The 19,805-nt window shown below is 68.6% G+C and carries 17 protein-coding genes and 1 pseudogene; 16 read left to right on the forward strand and 2 right to left on the reverse strand.

The genetic code is table 11. The annotated features are described in order from the left end of the window. Positions 1 to 122 precede the first annotated feature (122 nt). From ccoG to ACE3OG_RS03370, 10 genes are all read left to right on the forward strand, one after another. The gene (gene ccoG, locus ACE3OG_RS03325; protein ID WP_374306046.1) at positions 123 to 1,568 is read left to right on the forward strand and encodes a cytochrome c oxidase accessory protein CcoG; all 1,446 of its coding nucleotides are present in this window, start codon (positions 123 to 125) and stop codon (positions 1,566 to 1,568) included. A gap of 46 nt (positions 1,569 to 1,614) precedes the next feature. Next, positions 1,615 to 2,139 carry a FixH family protein gene (locus ACE3OG_RS03330; RefSeq protein WP_374306047.1) on the forward strand — a complete coding sequence of 175 codons (525 nt, stop codon included), beginning with the start codon at positions 1,615 to 1,617 and terminating at the stop codon, positions 2,137 to 2,139. Between the two features lie 107 nt (positions 2,140 to 2,246). Further along, the gene (locus tag ACE3OG_RS03335) at positions 2,247 to 4,487 is read left to right on the forward strand and encodes a heavy metal translocating P-type ATPase (RefSeq protein WP_374306049.1); all 2,241 of its coding nucleotides are present in this window, start codon (positions 2,247 to 2,249) and stop codon (positions 4,485 to 4,487) included. Further along, on the forward strand, positions 4,484 to 4,639 hold the full coding sequence (ccoS, locus tag ACE3OG_RS03340) for a cbb3-type cytochrome oxidase assembly protein CcoS (RefSeq protein ID WP_374306050.1): 156 nt from the start codon (positions 4,484 to 4,486) through the stop codon (positions 4,637 to 4,639). Before ACE3OG_RS03335 ends, ccoS begins: the two co-directional genes overlap by 4 nt. After that, positions 4,636 to 5,733 (forward strand): hypothetical protein, encoded by a 1,098-nt coding sequence (locus ACE3OG_RS03345; RefSeq protein WP_374306051.1) that lies wholly within the window; start codon positions 4,636 to 4,638, stop codon positions 5,731 to 5,733. Before ccoS ends, ACE3OG_RS03345 begins: the two co-directional genes overlap by 4 nt. Positions 5,734 to 5,818: 85 nt before the next feature. After that, positions 5,819 to 7,273: a trypsin-like peptidase domain-containing protein gene (locus ACE3OG_RS03350; protein WP_374306053.1), complete on the forward strand. Its 1,455-nt coding sequence runs from the start codon at positions 5,819 to 5,821 to the stop codon at positions 7,271 to 7,273. Between the two features lie 68 nt (positions 7,274 to 7,341). Beyond that, positions 7,342 to 7,527, forward strand: a complete 186-nt coding sequence (locus ACE3OG_RS03355) for a hypothetical protein (protein WP_374306054.1) — start codon at positions 7,342 to 7,344, stop codon at positions 7,525 to 7,527. A gap of 48 nt (positions 7,528 to 7,575) precedes the next feature. Continuing rightward, a complete protein-coding gene (gene uvrB, locus ACE3OG_RS03360) occupies positions 7,576 to 10,239 on the forward strand; it encodes an excinuclease ABC subunit UvrB (RefSeq protein WP_374306055.1) in 2,664 nt (887 codons plus the stop codon). Positions 10,240 to 10,300: 61 nt separating this feature from the next. Then, a complete protein-coding gene (locus ACE3OG_RS03365) occupies positions 10,301 to 11,056 on the forward strand; it encodes a hypothetical protein (RefSeq protein ID WP_374306057.1) in 756 nt (251 codons plus the stop codon). 184 nt (positions 11,057 to 11,240) lie between these two features. Further along, positions 11,241 to 12,047 (forward strand): lytic transglycosylase domain-containing protein, encoded by an 807-nt coding sequence (locus ACE3OG_RS03370; protein ID WP_374306059.1) that lies wholly within the window; start codon positions 11,241 to 11,243, stop codon positions 12,045 to 12,047. Between the two features lie 25 nt (positions 12,048 to 12,072). Here the strand turns inward: ACE3OG_RS03370 and ACE3OG_RS03375 are convergent, their stop codons facing one another. Next, positions 12,073 to 12,897, reverse strand: a complete 825-nt coding sequence (locus tag ACE3OG_RS03375) for a lytic transglycosylase domain-containing protein (protein ID WP_374306060.1) — start codon at positions 12,895 to 12,897, stop codon at positions 12,073 to 12,075. Between the two features lie 228 nt (positions 12,898 to 13,125). Here ACE3OG_RS03375 and ACE3OG_RS03380 point away from each other — a divergent pair, with 228 nt between their 5' ends. From ACE3OG_RS03380 to ACE3OG_RS03405, 6 genes are all read left to right on the forward strand, one after another. Next, complete coding sequence (locus ACE3OG_RS03380; RefSeq protein WP_374306062.1) at positions 13,126 to 13,590, forward strand: hypothetical protein; 465 nt, start codon at positions 13,126 to 13,128, stop codon at positions 13,588 to 13,590. Between the two features lie 16 nt (positions 13,591 to 13,606). Continuing rightward, complete coding sequence (gene scpB, locus ACE3OG_RS03385) at positions 13,607 to 14,407, forward strand: methylmalonyl-CoA decarboxylase (protein WP_374306064.1); 801 nt, start codon at positions 13,607 to 13,609, stop codon at positions 14,405 to 14,407. 295 nt (positions 14,408 to 14,702) lie between these two features. Continuing rightward, positions 14,703 to 15,248 (forward strand): molybdopterin adenylyltransferase, encoded by a 546-nt coding sequence (gene mog / locus ACE3OG_RS03390; protein WP_374306065.1) that lies wholly within the window; start codon positions 14,703 to 14,705, stop codon positions 15,246 to 15,248. Positions 15,249 to 15,253: 5 nt separating this feature from the next. Beyond that, positions 15,254 to 17,773: a circularly permuted type 2 ATP-grasp protein gene (locus ACE3OG_RS03395; protein ID WP_374306067.1), complete on the forward strand. Its 2,520-nt coding sequence runs from the start codon at positions 15,254 to 15,256 to the stop codon at positions 17,771 to 17,773. Then, positions 17,770 to 18,669: a transglutaminase N-terminal domain-containing protein gene (locus tag ACE3OG_RS03400; protein WP_374306068.1), complete on the forward strand. Its 900-nt coding sequence runs from the start codon at positions 17,770 to 17,772 to the stop codon at positions 18,667 to 18,669. Before ACE3OG_RS03395 ends, ACE3OG_RS03400 begins: the two co-directional genes overlap by 4 nt. A 139-nt stretch (positions 18,670 to 18,808) precedes the next feature. Then, positions 18,809 to 19,213, forward strand: coding sequence for a putative zinc-binding protein (locus ACE3OG_RS03405; protein WP_374306069.1), 405 nt, complete (start codon positions 18,809 to 18,811; stop codon positions 19,211 to 19,213). Positions 19,214 to 19,678: 465 nt separating this feature from the next. On the opposite strand, the pseudogene ACE3OG_RS03410 reads toward ACE3OG_RS03405, so the two are convergent. Continuing rightward, positions 19,679 to 19,805 (reverse strand): annotated as a pseudogene (locus ACE3OG_RS03410) (IS630 family transposase); the annotation flags it as partial.

A 19,805-nucleotide genomic window follows, 5' to 3' on the forward strand; every position in this document is an offset into this window, starting at 1 on the left:
GGAACTGGATAATTATGTGAAATCGAGAACGATTTTGACTTATATCTGAAAATGGCCCAACGAAGGGTTGAAAGATCGGGACGTGCGCCGCGCGTCCCGATCCATAACTTAGAAGCAAGATCATGACGCAGGTTGAAGCAAGCGAGTCGCGCGACGTCCCGCTTTACGCCTCATCCCCCAAGATCTATCCGCAGAAGGTCGCCGGCACCTACAGAAGCATCAAGACGACGCTTCTCTTCATAACGCTCGGCATTTATTATTTCCTGCCGTTCGTGCGTTGGGACCGCGGTCCCAACGCCCCGAATCAGGCCGTTCTGATCGACTTCGCGCGTCGGAAATTTTACTTCTTCTGGATCGAGATCTGGCCGCAGGAAGTCTATTACATCACCGGTCTGCTGATTCTGGCGGCGATGGCGTTGTTCCTCATGAACGCGCTCGCCGGACGTGTGTGGTGCGGCTATCTCTGTCCGCAAACGGTGTGGACCGACCTGTTCTTCTGGACCGAGCGCTTCTTCGAGGGCGACCGGCGCGAGCGCATGCGCAAGGACGCCGGCCCCTGGACCTTCCAGCGCGTGCGCGAGAAATTCCTCAAGCACTCCGTGTGGCTGATCATCGCCTGGTGGACGGGCGGCGCCTGGGTGCTCTACTTCAGCGACGCGCCGACTCTCGTCGGCAAGCTGCTGCGCTTCGAGGCGCCGCCGGCGGCGCTGATCTGGATCGCCATCCTCACCACGACGACCTACGTCCTCGCCGGCTTCATGCGCGAGCAGGTCTGCGTCTACATGTGCCCCTGGCCGCGCATTCAGGCGGCGCTGACCGACGAGAGCGCGCTGAACGTCACCTACCGCTACGACCGCGGCGAGCCGCGCATGTCGGTCAAGAAAGCCGCCTTCGCGCGCGCCGCCGGCGGCGCGGCCGGCGACTGCGTCGACTGCGGCCAATGCGTCGCCGTCTGTCCGACCGGCGTCGACATCAGGAACGGCCCCAATCTCGGCTGCATTCAGTGCGGCCTGTGCATTGACGCCTGCGACGCCGTCATGCGCAAGATCGACCGGCCGACGCGCCTGATTGCGTACGACACGGACGTCAACGTCGCGCGCCGCCTCGCCGGCCAGCCGGAAGAGTTCAAGCTCGTCCGGCCGCGCACGGTCCTCTACGCCGCCGTGATCGCGCTGGTCGGCGGCATCATGGTCTTCACGCTTCTCACCCGGTCCGACATGGGCGTCAGCGCCATGCACGACCGCAATCCGCTCTTCGTCAAGACCGCCGACGGCTCGATCCGCAACGCCCTCGGCGTGCATGTCGTCAATCGGCAGGGCGTCCTGCGGCGATTCAAGATCGAGATCGAGCATCCGGCCGGCGCGCAGCTTTCGGTGGTCGGCGCGTCGGACAACAACGGCGGCGAGCAGATCGTCGAGGTCGGACCCGACCAGGTGCGCGAGCTGCGCCTCTTCGCGGTCCTTCCGCGCGGCGACTCGATCCCGTCGAAGCAGCCGCTGGTGCTGCGGGTCACCGACGTCGCGACCGGCGAGACGACGACGATCGCCGACACCTTCTTCGCGCCGTGAGAGCGGCGCGCCGCCGCGGCGGCGCAATGCGCACAGGGAGGCCGCAATGAGCATTTTCGACGTGACGCCCGAGCAGAGCGGCCGCCGCCTGACCGGGCGCTTCGTGTTCCTGATCGCTTCGGCGTGCTTCGGCGTGATGTTCGCCGTCAACGGCCTGATGGCCTATTACGCCGTCTCGACCTTCCGCGGGCTTTCCGACCCGAGCCCTTACGAGGACGGACTCGCCTATCAGAAAGACATCGACGCGGCGCGCGCGCAGGACGCGCGCGGCTGGAACGTGACGGCCCATGTCGGGCAGGAGGCCGCCACCGGGCGGCGCTCCATCGAGATTCGTTTCGTCGACCGCGAAGGCGCGCCGATCCGCGGCCTCGACGTCCAGGCCGCCCTGCAGTCGCCGGCCGACGTCAAGCTCGACGCGGCCGTAGCGCTGCGCGAGGCGGAGCCCGGCGTCGCGCCGGGCGTCTATGTCGGGCTTGCGGACGCGCGGCCTGGCCAATGGGACCTCATGATCGACGCCAGACGAGATAACGAACGGCTGTTCCGCTCCGTGAACAGGCTTGATTTGCGCTGAGGCGCGACTTGCGTTGAGGCTTGCCGAGCGCAACGGCCGCGCGCAAAAAGGCTCAGCGACGACGCGCCGCCGAGCCTCGTGAACCGCGACGGCCACCGGGGTAGCCGATGTCCGAACCGCTCGACCTCTCCGCCTTCGTCCAGCCTCTCGAGGAAGGCGCGAACCGGATCGAATTCGCCGTCGAGGGCGTCGAGGACGCCGCGGCGATCCGGGCGATCGAGGGCGCCCTCGACGGGCTGGCGGGCCTCACGCGCGCGCGCGTCAATTTCACCGAGAAGCGCCTGACCGTCGAATGGGCCGGCGCCTTCGTCCCCGCGCTCGTCGTCGAGCGGCTCGCCGCGCGAGGCTTCAGGGTCCATCCTTTCGCCCCGCGCACGCGCGAGGAGGACGTCGAGGCGGCGCAGGCCCGCTGGCTGCTGCGCTGCCTCGCCGTCGCCGCCTTCGCGGCGATGAACGTCATGCTGCTGTCCGTGTCGGTCTGGGCCGGCAACGTCAGCGACATCACCCCCGAGACGCGCGACTTCTTCCACTGGCTCTCGGCGCTGATCGTGCTGCCCGCCTGCGCCTTCGCCGGACAGCCCTTCTTCCGCAGCGCGATCGCCGCGCTCGGACGGCGCCAGCTCAACATGGACGTGCCGATCTCGCTCGGCGTCCTGCTCGCCCTCGCCATGTCGGTGTTCGAGACCGCGCGCCACGCCGAGCACGCCTATTTCGACAGCGCCGTCATGCTGCTCACCTTCCTGCTGGCCGGGCGCTATCTCGACCAGGCGATGCGCCGCAGGACGCGCTCCTACGCCGCCAACCTCTCCGCCCTGCGCGCGCCGACGGCCGCCCGCGTCGAGCCTGACGGAAGCCTCGTCCCGGTTCCCGCCGCCGCGCTGCGTCCCGGCGACGTCGTGCTGGTGCGCCCCGGCGAGCGGGCGCCGGTCGACGGCGTCGTCGCCGAAGGCTCCTCGGAGATCGACCTCAGCCTCGTCACTGGCGAGACCGCGCCGGCTCCCGTCGCGCCCGGCGGCGAAATCTACGCCGGCGCGCTCAACTATGGCGGGACGCTGCGCGTGCGCGCGAGCTCCGCCGGCGGCGACGCGCTGATCGACGAGATCGAGCGCCTGCTCGACGGCGCGATGACCCAGAAAAGCGCCTATGTCCGCCTCGCCGACCGCGCCGCGCGCCTCTACGCGCCGCTCGTGCACGCCACGGCGGCGCTGACGGCGCTGGGGTGGCTCGCCTTCGGCGCCTCGCTCCACTTCGCTTTGATCACCGCTATCGCCGTGCTCATCATCACCTGTCCCTGCGCCCTCGCGCTGGCCGTGCCCGCCGTGCAGGTCGTCGCCGCCGGCGCGCTCCTGCGCGCGCAGGTCGTGCTCAACGCCGGCGACGCCATCGAGCGCCTCGCCGAGGCCGACGTCGTCGTGTTCGACAAGACCGGCACGCTGACCCTGCCGGACCTTGGCGTCGAGGTCGAGGCGGGGACCGCGCCCGAACTCGTCGCCTGCGCCGCCCGGCTGGCGCTCGCCTCGCGCCACCCGCTGGCCGCCGCGCTCGCCCGCCTCTCGCCGGAGGGCGCGCCTTTCGCGCAGGCGGAGGAGATCGCCGGGGCCGGCGTGCGCGCCGTCGTCGGCGGACACGAGGCGCTGCTCGGCTCGCCCGCCTTCTGCGGCCTCGAGGCGCTGGCGCTCGCGGCGGGGCGGGCGCATCCGCTCGATTCCCTCATCGCCTTCCGCCGCGGCGAGGAGGCGGCGATCTTCCGCATCCGCCAGAAGCTGCGGCCTGACGCCGCCGCCGCCGTGGTGCGGCTGCGCGCGCTCGGGCTCGACATCATCGTCGCCTCGGGCGACCGCGAGGCCGCCGTCGCCGCTTGCGCGCGGGAGCTTGGCGTCGAAGACTGGCGCGCCGGCCTGCGCCCGGGCGGAAAACTCGACCTGCTCGCGGCGCTGAAGGCGCAGGGGCGCAAGCCGCTGATGGTCGGCGACGGCATGAACGACGCGCCGGCGCTCGCCGCCGCGCACGCCTCGCTGTCGCCGGTCGCCGCCTCCGGGCTGGCGCAGGCCGCCGCCGACGCGCTGTTCCTCGGCGACCGGTTGGAGCCGGTCGTCGCGGCGGTCGAGATTTCGCGCCGCGCGCGGAGGCTGATGCGGCAGAATCTCGTCTTCGCCGTCGCATATAATATGATCGCGGTGCCGGTGGCGGTCGCCGGCCTCGCCACGCCGCTCGTCGCGGCCGCGGCGATGTCGGGCTCCTCCATCGTCGTGACGCTCAACGCGCTGCGGGCGCGGACGCGCGGCGGCGAACCGCGCCAGGGCGCCGCCGCGCCGCGCGCCCGCCTGAACGAGGCCATGCAGTCATGACCGTTCTGCTCTTTCTCGTGCCCATCGCGCTGCTGCTCGGCCTGACCGGGCTCGTCGCCTTCCTTTGGGCGCTGCGCAGCGGTCAGTACGATGATCTCGACGGCGCGGCGGTGCGGGTGCTGGGCGACGACGACCTGAAGCCGCGCGCATGACGCGCGGCCGCGCGGGGCTCATCAGCTGCTCCTGCGATTTCGAGCTTCCCGACGACGAGCGGCCGGCGCGCCCGGCTCCGATCGGGCTCGTCTGCGCCGGCTTCGCCTTCGCGGTTCTGTCGCAGGCGCTGGCCTTCGCCGCCCTGCCGCTCGCAGGCGCCGCGCTCGCGCCCTCGCAGGGCGCCGCGGCGCTTCCCGTCGCGATCCTGCTCGCCGGGGCGGCGGCGGCGACGTTCCCCGCATCTTTTCTGACCGGGCTGTTCGGCCGGCGCTCCTCTTTCGCGCTGGGGGCGAGCCTTGGCGTCGCCGGCGCCGCGATCGCGGCCTGGAGCCTTTACGCCGGCGCGTTTCCGGCGCTCTGCCTCGGCGCCTTCTGGCTTGGCGCGGCGCAGGGCTTCGGGCTCTACTACCGCCACAGCGTCGGCGCCGACCCGCGCGCGGCGGCGCTGGTGCTCGGCGCGGGCGCTCTCGCCGCCTTCGCCGCGCCGGGTGTCGCGGCCCTCTCGCGCGAGGCGCTCGGCCCGCTCGCGCCGGCGGGCGCGCTGATCGGCGCGGGCCTCGCGCAGCTCTGCGTGCTGGCGCTCGCGGCGCCCCTGCCGTCGGGCTTCGAGGCGCCCGACGTCGGCGCGCCGGAGCGCCGCGACCTTTCGCGCTACGCCGTCGTGACGCTCGCGGCGGCGCTGGCCTGGTTCGGCATGATGGTGCTGATGGCCGGCGCGCCCCTCGTCATGGCCTCCTGCGGCCTCGGGCTCGGCGCCGCCGCCGGCGCGGTGTCCTGGCATTTGCTGGCCATGTATGCGCCGGCGGCGCTCGCCGGCGCGTTCGGCCTCCGCCCGAGGCCGGTCGCCGGCGTCGCAGCCGGCCTCGTCCTGCTGGCGCTCGCCGTCGCCGCGCTGCCCGCGCAGGTGAGCGCGGCCGGGTTCGACCTCGCGCTGATCGTCGGCGGCGCAGGCTGGTCGCTGGCGACGCTCGGCGCGACGCAATGGCTGCATCGGGGGGCGGGCGTCTCCCGCGCGCTGCTCGCGCTGCATGACTGCGCGCTGTTCTGCGCCGCCGTGCTCGGCGCGCTGTCGGCGGCGACCCTGCGCGGCTAGGACGCGCAGGATTGTCGATTTTTGCCGAAATCCGGCTATTCTGCGGCGAATTTATGGCGGAAACTCTGCGGCGCGGGAGACAGCCATGCGCGCCCTTGCTGCGATCGTCATCTTCATTCTCTCCGCCGCGCCCGCGCTGGCGCAGGGGAGCGCCGCGGCCTACGCCCGCGCGCAGGCCGCCTATGAGCGCCTCGCCCCCGACGACAGAATAGGCTTCAAGATTCTCCTGACCGGGGCCGGCTACTGGGTGGTCGTGCCGACCCCCGATTTCAGTCCGAAGCTGTTCGACGCCGTCGCGCGCTTCCAGGTCGATCATGGCCTCGCGCCGACCGGCGTCGTCGACGCCGCGCTGGTCGAGGCCGTCGAGACGAGCGCGGCGCCACTGTGGCGGCTCTGGGGCTTCCGCGCCCTCGCGCATCCGCAGCGCGGTCGCCGGATTTGGATTCCCATGGGCCTCGGCCTCGTCGCCCGCGACGACGCCTACGGCACAGCCTGGAGCGATCCCGCGGGCCGGCTGGAGATTCTCTATGAATATTTCCCGAAGGCGACCGTCGGCGTAGGCTTCGAGGCTTCGCTCGCGTCGCTGCTCTCGAAGGGCGGCGTCATTCATTACAAGGCGCGAAAGCCGGATTTCTTCGCCATTTCGGCCTCGGTCGGCGCGCTCGACAAATATTCCCGCTGCCAGCAGGACGGCGCGGGGCTGCTGTGCTTCTTCCTCACCTGGCGAACCGAGGAGAAGGCCCTGCACATCGAGCGCGTCGCCATGCTGATGTCCGGCTCCCTCGCCGCCGCGATGGGCGACGCGCCGTTCGCGGCGATCCCGCAGCCGGCCGAACCTGCCCCGCGCGCCGAGATCGTCGTCGCAAGGCCGCCGCAGGCGAAACCGGCTGAGCCCGCGCCGCCCGAAGCGAAGCCGCATGGCGCCTCCTCAGGGAGCGGCTTCTTCGTCAACGCCGACGGCTATGTCCTGACCAACGCCCACGTCGTCGAGGACTGCGGCCGCCTGCGCGTCTTCCGCCAGAAGGAGGCCGGGCAAGACGCCGCCGTCGTCGCGCGCGACGAGCGCAACGACCTCGCCGCGCTGCGCACGTCCCTGAAGCCGGAGCGCTTCGCGGCGCTGCGCGGGAAAATTCGGCTCGGCGAAGGGGTCGCGGTCTTCGGCTTCCCGCTATCGACGCTGCTGGCGAGCTCCGGCAATTTCACGCTTGGCAACGTCACGGCGCTGGCCGGGGTCGTGGACGACAGCCGCTATCTGCAGATTTCCGCGCCCGTCCAGCCGGGCAATTCCGGCGGTCCGCTGCTCGACCAGGCCGGCAATGTCGTCGGCGTCGTTTCGTCGAAGCTCGACGCGCTGAAAGTGGCCGTTTCTATCGGCGACCTGCCGCAGAACGTCGCCTTCGCCATCAAGGCGACGGTGGCGCAGAGCTTCCTGCAAAGCGCCGGCGTCGACTACGCCGAGGGGACGGCGAGCGGGGCCATGGCGCCGCCCGATCTCGCCGACGCGGCGAAGGCGATGGTCGTGTTCATCCTCTGCGAATGAGCCGCGCGAGAAATTGTTAACGCCGCCGCGCGAAGACTCCTCCGGCCCGAAACCGGAAGCTCAACGCCATGCCGAAACTCTCGTCTCCCGGCGCGCCGATCGTGCTGCTGTCGCTCGTCCTCGCCGGGCTCGCGATCGCGAGCCTCTACTGGCGCATTCCCGTCGTCGGCCATTATGTGGCGCCGCATCGCTTCTGGGCGCTCGCGATCGCCTATGGCGCGCTGCTGCTGGGCGTGCTGTCGCATCGGCTGTAGCCACGCCGGCGCCTTCCGCAGGCGAGCGATCGGCCCCATATTGGGCCCATGCCGAAGCCGCCCCGTTCCGACGCCGCGCCCGCCAGATCGAAGTCTCCGCGCGCGCCTGCGCAAAAATCGCCGCGCTCGAAGGCCTCGCGACCGGAGGTCGTCCCGCTCGACGAGCATCTCGCGGAGCTGCTCAATCCGGCGCTCAACCAGCCTCGGCCCGGGGCCCGCCCAACCGGCCTCGCCGAGGCGCCGGCCGCCTATGACGCCGGCGCCGTTTCGGGCGTCGACGCAAAGCTCGCCGAAACTTTCGGCCTCGTCAGGCCCTCCGATCCGCCCTCCCGGGCGCCGGCGCGCCGCGAAGAGGGCCTCTCCGGCGCCGTCGCCACGGTCGAATCGCTGAAAGACCTGCTCGAGCGCGGCGATCCCAACCTGCGCGAGAAGAAGCCCTGGACGCCGCATCGGCCGCCCCGGCCGGACAAGAGCGAGGGAGGCGTGCCGTTCAGGCTCGTCTCCGAGTTCGAGCCGAGAGGCGACCAGCCGGCGGCGATCGACGAGCTCGTCGCGGGCCTCGAGGCGCATGAGCGCGACCAGGTGCTGCTCGGCGTCACGGGCTCGGGCAAGACCTTCACCATGGCCAAGGTCATCGAGCGCACCGGCCGCCCGGCGCTGATCCTCGCGCCCAACAAGACGCTGGCCGCCCAGCTCTACGGCGAGTTCAGGAGCTTCTTCCCCGAGAACGCCGTCGAATATTTCGTCTCCTACTACGACTACTACCAGCCGGAAGCTTATGTTCCGCGCTCGGACACCTATATCGAGAAGGAAAGCTCGATCAACGAGCAGATCGACCGGATGCGCCACGCGGCGACGCGCGCGCTGCTCGAGCGCGACGACGTGATCATCGTCGCCTCGGTGTCGTGCATCTACGGCATCGGCTCGGTCGAAACCTACACGGCGATGACCTTCACCGTGAAGACGGGCGAGCGCATCGACCAGCGCCAGCTCGTCGCCGACCTCGTCGCCCTGCAATACAAGCGCTCGGCCGGCGATTTTTCGCGCGGCGTTTTCCGGGTGAGAGGGGACACCGTCGATCTCTTTCCGGCCCACTACGAGGACCGCGCCTGGCGGATCAATTTCTTCGGCGATTCGATCGAGTCGATCTCCGAGTTCGATCCGCTCACGGGAAAGAAGACGCAGGACCTCGAATTCGTGAAGATCTACGCGAATTCGCATTACGTCACGCCGCGCCCGACGCTTCTGCAGTCGATCAAGGGCATCAAGCTGGAGATGAAGCAGCGGCTCGAGGAGCTCTACGCCGCCGGGCGCCTGCTCGAGGCGCAGCGGCTCGAGCAGCGCACGACCTTCGACCTCGAGATGCTGGAGGCGACCGGCTCCTGCGCCGGCGTCGAGAATTATTCGCGCTACCTCACCGGCCGCAAGCCGGGCGAGCCGCCGCCGACGCTGTTCGAATATCTGCCCGACGACGCGCTCGTCTTCACCGACGAGTCGCATGTCACCGTGCCGCAGATCGGCGCCATGTACCGCGGCGACTTCCGCCGCAAGGCGACGCTCGCCGAATATGGCTTCCGCCTGCCGTCCTGCCTCGACAACCGCCCGCTGCGCTTCGAGGAATGGGAGGCGATGCGCCCGCAGACGGTGCATGTCTCGGCGACGCCCGGAAGCTGGGAGATGGAGCGCACGGGCGGCGTGTTCGTCGAGCAGGTGATCCGCCCGACCGGCCTCATCGACCCCCCCGTCGAGGTGCGCCCGGCGCGCGCGCAGGTCGACGACCTGCTCGGCGAGGCGAAGGCGGCGGCGGCGAAGGGCCTGCGCGTCCTCGTCACCGTGCTGACCAAGCGCATGGCCGAGGACCTCACCGAATATCTGCACGAGCACGGGGTGCGCGTGCGCTACATGCATTCGGACATCGACACCATCGAGCGCATCGAGATCATCCGCGACCTGCGCCTTGGCGCCTTCGACGTCCTCGTCGGCATCAACCTCCTGCGCGAAGGGCTCGACATTCCCGAATGCGGCCTCGTCGCCATCCTCGACGCCGACAAGGAGGGCTTTCTGCGCAGCGAGACCTCGCTCGTGCAGACGATCGGCCGCGCCGCGCGCAACGTCGACGGCAAGGTGATCCTCTACGCCGACCATGAGACGGGCTCGATGGCGCGCGCCATCGCCGAGACCAGCCGGCGGCGCGAGAAGCAGGCGACGTATAACGAGGCGAACGGCATCACCCCGGCCTCGATCAGGCGCGACATCCAGGACATTCTTGGCTCGGTCTACGAGCGCGACCATGTGAGCGTCGACTCCGGCCTCGTCGCGCCGCAATCGCTCGTCGGCCACAACTTCCAGGCGACGGTCGCCGACCTCGAGAAGCGCATGCGGGCGGCCGCCGCCGATCTCGACTTCGAGGAGGCGGCGCGGCTGCGCGACGAGCTCAAGCGGCTGCAGGCGGTGGAGCTCGCCGTCGGCGCCGATCCGATGGCCAGCCAGCGCGAGGTCGAGGCGGCCGGCGGCGCCTATCAGGGCGAGCGCAAATATGGAGCCGCCGCCAACCTGCCGGCGAGCCGGCCGCATAAGCCGACCGACGCCGAGATGGGGCCGCATAATTTCGGCGGCGGCGAGGCGAGGGGCCTTTCGCGCCCGGCGCCGCAGAAGCCGCGCTCCAGCGCGGGGAAGGGCGGCACACGAACGTTCAGGGGGAAGTCGCGGTAGACTTGAAAATTTGTATGCGAATTATTCGTCGTTTAACATGCGTGCGATGCGGAATATAAATATGATTAATTATGTCAGCATGATTAGCCAAGTAGCAGTACTTATATTTTCGTTAGGCGCTGCGTTTTCTACAAAATATATTAAAACATTAGCAACGCTTAGTACGTTTTCCGGATTTATAGCTCTTATTTCGGCTATTAGCATTTCAGCCGAGAGTGATCTTAAGATTGCGTCGCTTAACGAACAGGCTGCGATTGCAGACAAAAAAGCAGAGGAAATTCATCAAAAAAACTTGCTTATTACATTAGATCTAGAAAGAGAAAAATCTGAAAGATTGAGAATTGAAAGATCTCTTGCACCAAGGATATTTACAAATCAACAAAGTAAAACTCTTAATGACGCAATCCGTGGTAAGGTCGGACGAGTCTTTGTAATAGAAAATGGGGACGTTGAAGGAAATCATTATGGTGGGCTTGTGTCCATGGCGCTTGATATTGAAAAACATTACGCTGGTGGGGTAAATAGAATCGGAGACAGTGTAGGTGTTGGTCTATTTATTGTCACAGATAATTATATATCTTCAGATGATATATCTAAAGATCCATTAAAAATTGGACTTGAAGCTGCGGGGGTAGTTGTAAATAGCTATGGTGCTGGTCCTCAGGCACCGTTTTATGGAGGTGTTGACCTAAAGATAAAATCAGGAGATCGAGTTTTGGTGTTTGGTGGGAAAGGGCTTCCTCCGGACAAGGATCCTCCTATCCTTCCTGCGCCTAAACCGGGAGAGCCGTTCTTTTTTATACAAGGGCGTAACTAGCGAAATGACTCACTGGTAATGAAGGCAGATAAATTACGCCTATAGTCAAAAGAAATCGTGTCTCATAAGTCATGTCTTGATTTACGTTCGTGATCTGCTTAGGGCCACATTTTGACACAACTCGCGCAGGGCGCTAAGCGCGAGCGGGCGCCCCGTTCGGGCGAAGGGCGCGGAGGGGATCTGAATGACCAAGGTTGGGCGGTTCAGGGCGGTCGCGTTCGCGGCCGCCGCAGGTGTCGTCGCGCTGTCGGGCGAGGCCTTCGCCGCGCAATGCGGCAACGGCCCCGGCGGCTTCGAGGCGTGGAAGCAGGCCTTTTCGCAAGAGGCGAAGGGCAGGGGCGTCGGCGCGGCGGGGATCTCGGCGCTGCAGGGAACGCACTACAATTCCGCGACCATCGGCGCCGACCGCGGCCAGCACGGCTTCAGGCTGTCGCTCGACCAGTTCATGGCCAAGCGCGGCGGCAATGTCATCGCCTCGCGCGGGCGCGCGCTGAAGCAGTCGAACGCCGGCCTGTTCGCCTCGATCCAGCAGCGCACCGGCGTGCCGGCCGGGCCGCTGATCGCCATCTGGGGCTTCGAGACGGGTTTCGGCGCCGTCAAGGGCAACCAGCACGCCCTCTCGGCGGTGGCGACGCTCGCCTATGACTGCCGCCGCTCGGCCTATTTCACCGACCAGCTCCTCGCCGCCCTGACCCTGATCGACAAGGGCCTGATGTCGGCCAATGAGCGCGGCTCGATGCATGGCGAGATCGGCCAGACGCAGTTCCTGCCGAAGAACATCCTGCAATATGGCGGCGGGGCCAATCTCGACACGCCGTCCGGCGCGCTCAACGCCACCGCGACGTTCCTGAAGGCGCATGGCTGGACGCCGGGCGCCGGCTACCAGCCGGGCGAGCCGAATTTCTCCGTGCTGCAGGCCTGGAACGCGGCCTCGGTCTATCAGCAGGCGATCGCCATGGTCGGCGCGAAGATCGACGGCGGCGGCCGCTAAAAGCCGCGCGGCTCGCGGCGCGCCCCTATTGGGCCTGCGTCGCCGCGAGCTTCGTCGCGAAGGCGGCGATGGTGCGGGCGTAGACGTCGGCGGCGTTCCATTCCTTGATCGCCGCGAAGTTCGGCTGGTCCGGCTCCCATCCTTCGCCGGGCTTCCAGCCGTGCGCCTTGAGGTAGTTGGCGATCGAGGCCATCACGTCGAGGGGGTTGCGCAGCAGGTCGCGCTTGCCGTCGCCCGTGAAGTCGACGGCGTATTTGACGTAGGACGAAGGCATGAACTGGGCCTGTCCGAGCTCGCCCGCCCAGGCGCCGCGCATCGCCTCGGGCGGGAGGTCGCCGCGCTCGACGAGCCGCAGCGCGTCGATGAGCTCGGCCTGGAACTTGTCGGTCCGCCGGCAGTCGAAGGCGAGCGTCGCCAGCGAGCGCAGCGTCGAGAAGTCGCCGTTCACCGCCCCGAAGTCGGTCTCAAGGCCCCAGATCGCCACGATCACCGGCCCCGGCGCGCCATAGGTCTCCTCGATCCGGCTGAGCGGGGAGGCGTACTGCTTGAGCTTCAGCGCGCCCTGCTTCATGCGGCTCGCGTTGATCATGCGGCCGGAGAATTGCTCGAACGTCTGCTTGAAGACGTGCTGGCCCTGATCGAGCGAGATCACCTTGGGGTCGTAGGTCAGCCCGTCGAGCGCCGCCGCCGCGGCGGGCGAGACGCCCTGCGCCGTCGCCTCCTTCTTCATGTCGGCGAGAAAGGCGTCGAATCCGCGCGGATCGCGGCAGGTCGCGGCCTCGGCGGACGCGGCGAGAACGGCGCCGGACAGGGCGATGGCGCTGGCGAGAAGGCGCGTCGTCGATCGCATGCGGGAAGCTCCGGTGGGACGCCGCCGGCCGCAAGCGCGCGCCGGAGGCGCCGGCTCCGGCCGCATCCTGTCTGTTAATGCGCAAGGCTTCGCCAGACAATCGCCATAGTCGATCAAACATCGGTTGACGGAAGAAGCCTTGGGCGGAGCCGACGTTTTCCTCGGAGCGCGGCTCGACTATGATCGCCGCCGGCCGCCGCATCCGGACGGCGGGAAAGGATGACGCACATGGCGCGCAGCCTCACACTGGCCGTCCTCGCGGTCGCCGCGCTCGCGGCCCAGGGGCCGGCGCTCGCCGAAGACACGCCGTTCGCTCAGCCGACCGACGCCGGCGCGCCGGCGCTCGCCGACATCATGAGCCTCGCTCAGCTGCGCCACATCAAGCTCGGCCTCGCCGCGGAGGCGGGAAACCTGCCGCTCGCCGCCTTCGAGGCGCGCACCCTCGCCCAGAGCCTCGGCGCGGCCGCGATCTATTACGCCAACATCCCGATCGATTACGTCATCGCCGCGGCGAAGCCGCTTAAGGGGATCGTGGACGCCGCGGCGCGCGGCGACGGCGCGGCGGTGAAGGCCTTGACGCGGGAGACGACCGCCGCCTGCAACGCCTGCCACGTCGCGGCCGGACGCGACTTCATCAGGCTCAGGCCGCCGACGTCCTCGCCGTTCGCCGACCAGATTTTCGCCCCGGAATAGACTGGAGCGCGGCGCGATGACGGGAGCGCGCGGGCGTGAGGGCGCTCTCCTGCGCGTCGAGGTCGCCGGCTGCGTCGCCACGCTCACGCTCGACAATCCGCAAAAGCGCAACGCCCTGAGCGCGGCGCTGCTCGAGCGGCTCGTCGGCGCGCTCGGCGAGATCGAGGCGAAAGGCGCGCGGGTCGCGATTCTGCGCGCGTCGCCCGGCGCGAAGGTCTGGTCCGCGGGCCATGACATCGACGAATTGCGCGCCGGCGTCGACATGCTGGACGAAGACGATCCGCTGCCGCGCGCGCTGCGGGCGCTGCGCGCCTCGCCTCTCGTCGTCATCGCGCAGGTTCAGGGCTCGGTCTGGGGCGCCGGGCTCGAGCTCGCGCTGGCGAGCGATCTTATCGTCGCCGACGAGACGGCGAGCGTCGCCATGACGCCCGCCAATCTCGGGCTGCCCTATCACGCGCAGGGCCTCGCGCAATTTCTGGCCCGTCTGCCCGTCAACCGCGTCAAGGAGCTGTTCTTCACGGCGCAGCCCATCGACGCGGCGACCGCGCTCGGCTGGGGCCTCGTGAATCGCCTCGTTCCGGCCGGCGAGATCGACGCCCATGTCGGCGCGCTGGCGCGGCTCGTCGCGGCGAAGGCGCCGCTCGCGCTCGCGCTGGTCAAGGAGAGCCTGCGGGTTCTGGTCGAAAGCCGGCCGCTCGCGCCGCAGGACGCGGCGCGGCTCGCGCAGATGCGCCGGCGCGCGCTCGAGGGCGCGGATTTCGCCGAAGGGCTCGCGGCGTTTCGCGAAAAACGCAGCCCGCGCTTTCGCGGCGGGTGACTGTTGCCGCAAGCGCGCGCTGCGCAAAAAATCGTCACGCCGCCGCTATCCGCCGCACGCGGGGAAAGCGCCGCCCGCCGCTGTAGAGGCAAGCAGATCTCCGCAATTTCCTCTGCTGCGGAAAGTCGCGCAGCTTTTTCGTCCAGTAAAACAAGTTGTCCAGCGTTTCCCGGACCGCGTCCGGGCGCCTCCTTTTTTCGCGGCGGATTTGGCCCGTTACGTTATAAGTTCGAAGCTGGACAGGCTTCAGACGCGCCGGGCCGCGAGCGGCGTAAGCCGGAAAAAAGGGGCGGGAATGGCGGCGGAGGACAAGCGCGCGGCGCGAATCGGGATCGTCACGGTGTCCGACCGGGCCAGCGCCGGCGTCTATGAGGATTTGAGCGGCCCCGCGATCGCCGCCTATCTCGAACGCGTCCTCGCCTCGCCCTTCGACGCCCTGCGCCGCGTCATCCCGGACGGCTTCGAGAGCGTGCGCGACGAGCTCGTCCGGCTCGCGGATGAGGAGCGTTGCGACCTCGTGCTGACCACCGGCGGCACCGGGCCGGCGCCGTGCGACCTCACGCCCGAGGCGACGCTCGCCGCCGCCCCGCGCGTGCTGCCGGGCTTCGGCGAGGCCATGCGCGCCGTCAGCCTCAGGGAAGTTCCGACCGCCATTCTGTCGCGGCAGCTCGCCGCGCACCGCGGCGCCTGCCTCATCGTCAACCTGCCGGGCAAGCCGGCGGCGATCGAAACCTGCCTCGACGCGATTTTTCCGGCGGTGCCCTATTGTCTCGACCTCATCGGCGCCGCGCGGCTCGAAACCGACCCGGCGAAGCTGAAGTCCTTCCGGCCGAAGTCCTGAACGTCATGAATCTCAGCGACGCCATCGACGACATGCGCGATCCCGCCGCCGCCGAGCGCCTTTCGTCCATGATCGAGCGCTATCAGCCGCTGCCGGGCATCCCGGACGAATTCATCGGCGCGGACGGCAAGCCGCGCGACATGTGGATGCGCTACCTCAACGCCCTGACCAATCTGGGCTCGGAGGAGATCGGCCGCCGCTTCGCCGCCGCCGACCGGCACATCCGCGACACCGGCGTCTTCTACCGAAGCTACGGCGAGGCCAAGGAGCGGATCTGGCCGCTGTCGCATCTGCCGCTGCTGATCGAGGCGCGCGAATGGACGTCGATCGCGCGCGGCGTCGAGCAGCGCGCCGAGCTGCTCGAGCGCATCGTCGCCGACGTCTACGGCGAAGGCCGGCTCATTTCCGCAGGCGACCTTCCGGCGGCGGCCGTCGTCGGCTCGCCCGATTTCCTCCATCCGCTGCATGGCGTCTCGCCGGCCGGCGGCAAGTTCCTGCAGTTCCTCGCCGTCGACCTCGGGCGCGGGCCGGACGGGCGCTGGTGGGTGCTGGGCGACCGCGCCCAGGCGCCTTCGGGCGCGGGCTACGCGCTCGCCAACCGGCTGGTGCTCTCGCGGGCTTTCCCGGCGCTCTACCGCGACATGAACGTCGAGCGCCTCGCGCCCTTTTTCCATGCTTTCCGCGTCGGCCTGTCGACGCTCGCCGACCGCTCCGATCCGCGCATCTGCCTGTGGACGCCGGGGCCGCTCAACGAGACCTATTTCGAGCAGGCCTATCTCGCCCGCTACCTCGGCTTCATCCTCGTCGAGGGCGGCGACCTCACCATGCGCGACGGCAAGATTCATATCCGCACCATCGCCGGATTGAAGCGCGCCGACGTGCTGTGGCGACGCATCGACGGCGATTACGCCGATCCGATCGAGCTCAACAGCCAGTCGCGGCTCGGCGTCGCCGGCCTCGTCGAGTCGGTGCGCGAGGGCGGCGTCGTCCTCGCCAACGCGCTGGGCTCCGGCGTGCTCGAAAGCCCGGCGATCCTGAGCTTCATGCCGAAGCTCTGCCGCAAGATCCTCGGCGAGGACCTGCTGATCCCGAACATCGCCACGTGGTGGTGCGGCCAGCGCGCCGAGCGCGCGCAGGTGCTCCAGCGTCTCGACGAGCTCGCCGTCGCCGGCGCCTATGGCAATCCGGTGCTGCGCTTCCCGCAGAACCAGCCGGTGGTCGCGGGCTTGCTCAGCGCCGAGGAGCGCGCGCGCCTCGTCGGCTTCATCGAGGAGCGCGGCGTCGACTATGTCGGCCAGGAGGTCGTCAACCTGTCGACGACGCCGGTCTGGATCGAGGACCGGCTGACGCCGCGTCCCTTCGTGCTGCGCGTCTACGCCGCCCGCACCAAGGACGGCTGGTCGGTCATGCCGGGCGGCTTCTGCCGCATCTCCGACCGCGCCGACGCGCGCGCCGTGTCGATGGGCTCCGGCGTCCAGTCCGCCGACGTCTGGGTGCTCGACGAGAAGCCGGTCGAGATGGTCACGCTGCTGCCGACCAACGACACCGCGCGCATCCGCCGGCTCATGGGCAATCTGCCGAGCCGCGCCGCCGACAATCTGTTCTGGCTCGGCCGCTACCTCGAGCGCGTCGAGGCGACGCTGCGCCTCGTCCGCTGTCTCGCCGGCCGCATGGTCAACACCGACGCCGAGACCGGCGCCGCGGGCCTCACCGTCTCGAAGGTCGTCAGCCTGATCGTGTCCTGGCACGCCGCCCCGAAGTCGAAGGCGCGCGACCTGCTGACCCTGTGCGCGATCGCCTTGCACGGCGAGGACGAATACGGCTCGGCGCTTTGCCTGATGCGCGACGCGCGCCGCGCCGCCTCCTTCATCCGCGAGCGGCTGTCCTCCGACACGTGGAAGCTGATCGACGACCTCGACCGCTCGCTCGGCGCGGCGAGGAAGCCGGTGCGCAGCGAGGTCGAGGCGTCCGAGCAGGCCGACGCCGCGCTGCGCGTCATCGCCGCGATCTCGGGCCTCGCGCAGGAGAACATGAACCGCGGCGCCGGATGGCGCCTGTTCGACATCGGCCGGCGCGTCGAGCGGGCGATCAATTCGAGCCGCTTCGCGCGCATGTTCGCAGGCCCTGCGGCGCCCTTCGACGACCTCGAGGTGCTGCTCGAGCTCGTCGACTCGCAGATCACCTACCGCTCCCGCTACCTGATGGGCGTCGAGCTCAACACCGTGCGCGACATGGTGATGCTCGACCCGTTCAATCCGCGCTCCGTCGCCTTTCAGGTCGACCGCCTCGACGAGCATCTCGAGGGCCTGCCGGTGCTCTCCGACGACGGCATGCTGGAGAAGCCGCGCCGGCAGGTCGTCAAGCTGCGCGCCGAGGTGACCACGGCGGTCGCCGCCGACCTCGACGCCGAGCGCCTGCTGCAGCTCGAAAAGCAGCTGCTCGATCTGGCGGACTCCATCGCCTCCCGCTATTTCCTGCAGGGTCCGCACAACGCCCGCGCGGACCGGTGGACGGGGCTCGCGTGATCTACGACATCCATCACGTCACGACGTACGAATATGGCGCGCCGGTGCGCTACGCCCATTGCACGATGCGGCTGTCGCCGATCGACCTGCCCGGCCAGAAAGTGCTCGCCAACACGCTGATCATCGATCCCGCGCCTGCGCAGATGGTCGAGCGCCTCTGCTTCTTCGGCAACCGCGTGTCGTCGATGACCATCACGACGGCGCACAGCGAGCTCGTCGTCGAGGTCGACACCAGCGTCGACGTCGATCGCGCGCCGCCGCCCGATCCCGCCTCGACCGCGCCGTTCGAGGCGGTGCGCGAGCAGGCGTTCGCCTCGGCGTCGCTCGCCCCGGATTCGCCCGTGCATTTCCTGCAGCCGAGCCGCTACGTGCCGCGCTTCCCCCCGGCCGTCGACTACGCGCGCGAGAGCTTCACGCCCGGACGGCCCGTGCTCGAGGGGGCCGCCGAGCTGATGCGCCGCATCCGCTCCGACTTCAAATACGACCCGAAGGCGACCGTCGTCTCGACGCCGATCTCGGAGGCCTTCGAGAAGAAGCGGGGCGTGTGCCAGGACTTCGCCCATATCATGATCTCGGCGCTGCGTGGCCTCGGCCTGCCGGCGGCCTATGTCTCGGGCTATATCCGCACCATCCCGCCGCCCGGCAAGAAGCGGCTCGAGGGCGCGGACGCGATGCACGCCTGGGTCTCGGTCTGGTGCGGCGAGGGCGTCGGCTGGGTCGACCTCGACCCGACCAACTCGATGATGATCGGCAACGACCACATCACGCTGGCCAAAGGCCGCGACTACGCCGACATCTCGCCGGTCGCCGGCATCATCCTCGGCGCCAAGGAGCAGGACGTCGACGTGCAGGTCGACGTGGTGCCGCGCGAGGAGGTCGAGCTCGAGGTGGAGTAGGCGCGGGCGGCGAGGATTGATCGGAAGATTTGCTCGTGCCCGCGAGGCCTCCGCGACGCCTTCCTCCTTGCGACACTTCGTCCATGTGCGGATCGCCGGATTTATGCTTCAGTTAAATTGCATTTATTGGAGCTGGGTCATGTCTTCCCGCGCCCATTTGCCTTTGGTTTATTCCTGCTCCGGCTGTTCCAGCGCGGCGCAGATGGCCAATTACTTGGCGGTTGCGCTCGACCGGCGTGGGTTCGCCGAGATGTCCTGTATCGCAGGCGTTGGCGGCGACGTTCCAAAACTGGTCCGTGTCGCCAAATCCGGGCGGCGCATCATCGCCATTGACGGCTGTGCGCTCGCCTGCGTGCGTAACTGCCTCGCCCGGCATGGGATCGAGCCGTCTGATCACCATCTCCTCTCCGACCATGGAGTCAGGAAGCGCTATCAGACCGATTTCGATATGGAGGAAGCGGAGCTGGTGCTCGCCGAGTTGGCGACAGCCATCGCATCAGCCGAGTGCGCGCCGATGGCCGATCGCCAGGCCGTCGTCGCTTAGCGCGCGCGCCATGCGCGGCCGCCTGGACTCCGGGCCCATAACGGTTTAGCTCCCGCCAGATTCGTGATTCACCGTCTCAAACGGCGGCGGATGCTTCGCGAAAGGTTTTGGCTGACCGACGCTCAGTTTATGCGGCTCGGTCGCCGCCGGCAGCCTATGTCTCAGGCAATATCCGCGCCATTCCCCGCCCGGCGAGAAGCGGCCCGAGGGCGCCGACGCCATGCGCGCCTGAGTCTCGGTGTGGTGCGGAGAGGGCGTCGGCTGGGTCGACCCGACCAACTCGATGATGATCGGCGACGACCACATCACGCTCGCCAAAGGGGCGCGACTACGCCGACATCTCGCCGGTCGCCGGCGTCATCCTCGGCGGCCAGGGAGCAGGACGTCGACGTGCAGGTCGACGTGGTGCCGCGCGAGGAGGTCGAGCTCGAGGTGGAGTAGGACGGCGGCTAGAGCGGATTCGGTTTACTCTGGATCATATCCTGCGGCTTTGAAGAAGTTTGCGCATTCGGTTGGGGTGAAGAGATCGAGGACGCGTCCGATTGCTTGCCAGAGGCCGTCGAGGGTTCGCGCGGCGATCTTGCGCAGATGC

It is taken from the genome of Methylocella sp. (assembly GCF_041905455.1).
In the GTDB taxonomy this organism is placed as follows: Bacteria; Pseudomonadota; Alphaproteobacteria; order Rhizobiales; family Beijerinckiaceae; genus Methylocapsa.

What these genes read in the sequence shown, in the direction of transcription:
- ccoG (WP_374306046.1), top strand. Translation starts at nt 123, where the DNA reads ATGACGCAGGTTGAAGCAAGCGAGTCGCGCGACGTCCCGCTTTACGCC.
- ACE3OG_RS03330 (WP_374306047.1), top strand. Translation starts at nt 1,615, where the DNA reads ATGAGCATTTTCGACGTGACGCCCGAGCAGAGCGGCCGCCGCCTGACC.
- ACE3OG_RS03335 (WP_374306049.1), top strand. Translation starts at nt 2,247, where the DNA reads ATGTCCGAACCGCTCGACCTCTCCGCCTTCGTCCAGCCTCTCGAGGAA.
- ccoS (WP_374306050.1), top strand. Translation starts at nt 4,484, where the DNA reads ATGACCGTTCTGCTCTTTCTCGTGCCCATCGCGCTGCTGCTCGGCCTG.
- ACE3OG_RS03345 (WP_374306051.1), top strand. Translation starts at nt 4,636, where the DNA reads ATGACGCGCGGCCGCGCGGGGCTCATCAGCTGCTCCTGCGATTTCGAG.
- ACE3OG_RS03350 (WP_374306053.1), top strand. Translation starts at nt 5,819, where the DNA reads ATGCGCGCCCTTGCTGCGATCGTCATCTTCATTCTCTCCGCCGCGCCC.
- ACE3OG_RS03355 (WP_374306054.1), top strand. Translation starts at nt 7,342, where the DNA reads ATGCCGAAACTCTCGTCTCCCGGCGCGCCGATCGTGCTGCTGTCGCTC.
- uvrB (WP_374306055.1), top strand. Translation starts at nt 7,576, where the DNA reads ATGCCGAAGCCGCCCCGTTCCGACGCCGCGCCCGCCAGATCGAAGTCT.
- ACE3OG_RS03365 (WP_374306057.1), top strand. Translation starts at nt 10,301, where the DNA reads ATGATTAATTATGTCAGCATGATTAGCCAAGTAGCAGTACTTATATTT.
- ACE3OG_RS03370 (WP_374306059.1), top strand. Translation starts at nt 11,241, where the DNA reads ATGACCAAGGTTGGGCGGTTCAGGGCGGTCGCGTTCGCGGCCGCCGCA.
- ACE3OG_RS03375 (WP_374306060.1), bottom strand. Translation starts at nt 12,897, where the DNA reads ATGCGATCGACGACGCGCCTTCTCGCCAGCGCCATCGCCCTGTCCGGC.
- ACE3OG_RS03380 (WP_374306062.1), top strand. Translation starts at nt 13,126, where the DNA reads ATGGCGCGCAGCCTCACACTGGCCGTCCTCGCGGTCGCCGCGCTCGCG.
- scpB (WP_374306064.1), top strand. Translation starts at nt 13,607, where the DNA reads ATGACGGGAGCGCGCGGGCGTGAGGGCGCTCTCCTGCGCGTCGAGGTC.
- mog (WP_374306065.1), top strand. Translation starts at nt 14,703, where the DNA reads ATGGCGGCGGAGGACAAGCGCGCGGCGCGAATCGGGATCGTCACGGTG.
- ACE3OG_RS03395 (WP_374306067.1), top strand. Translation starts at nt 15,254, where the DNA reads ATGAATCTCAGCGACGCCATCGACGACATGCGCGATCCCGCCGCCGCC.
- ACE3OG_RS03405 (WP_374306069.1), top strand. Translation starts at nt 18,809, where the DNA reads ATGTCTTCCCGCGCCCATTTGCCTTTGGTTTATTCCTGCTCCGGCTGT.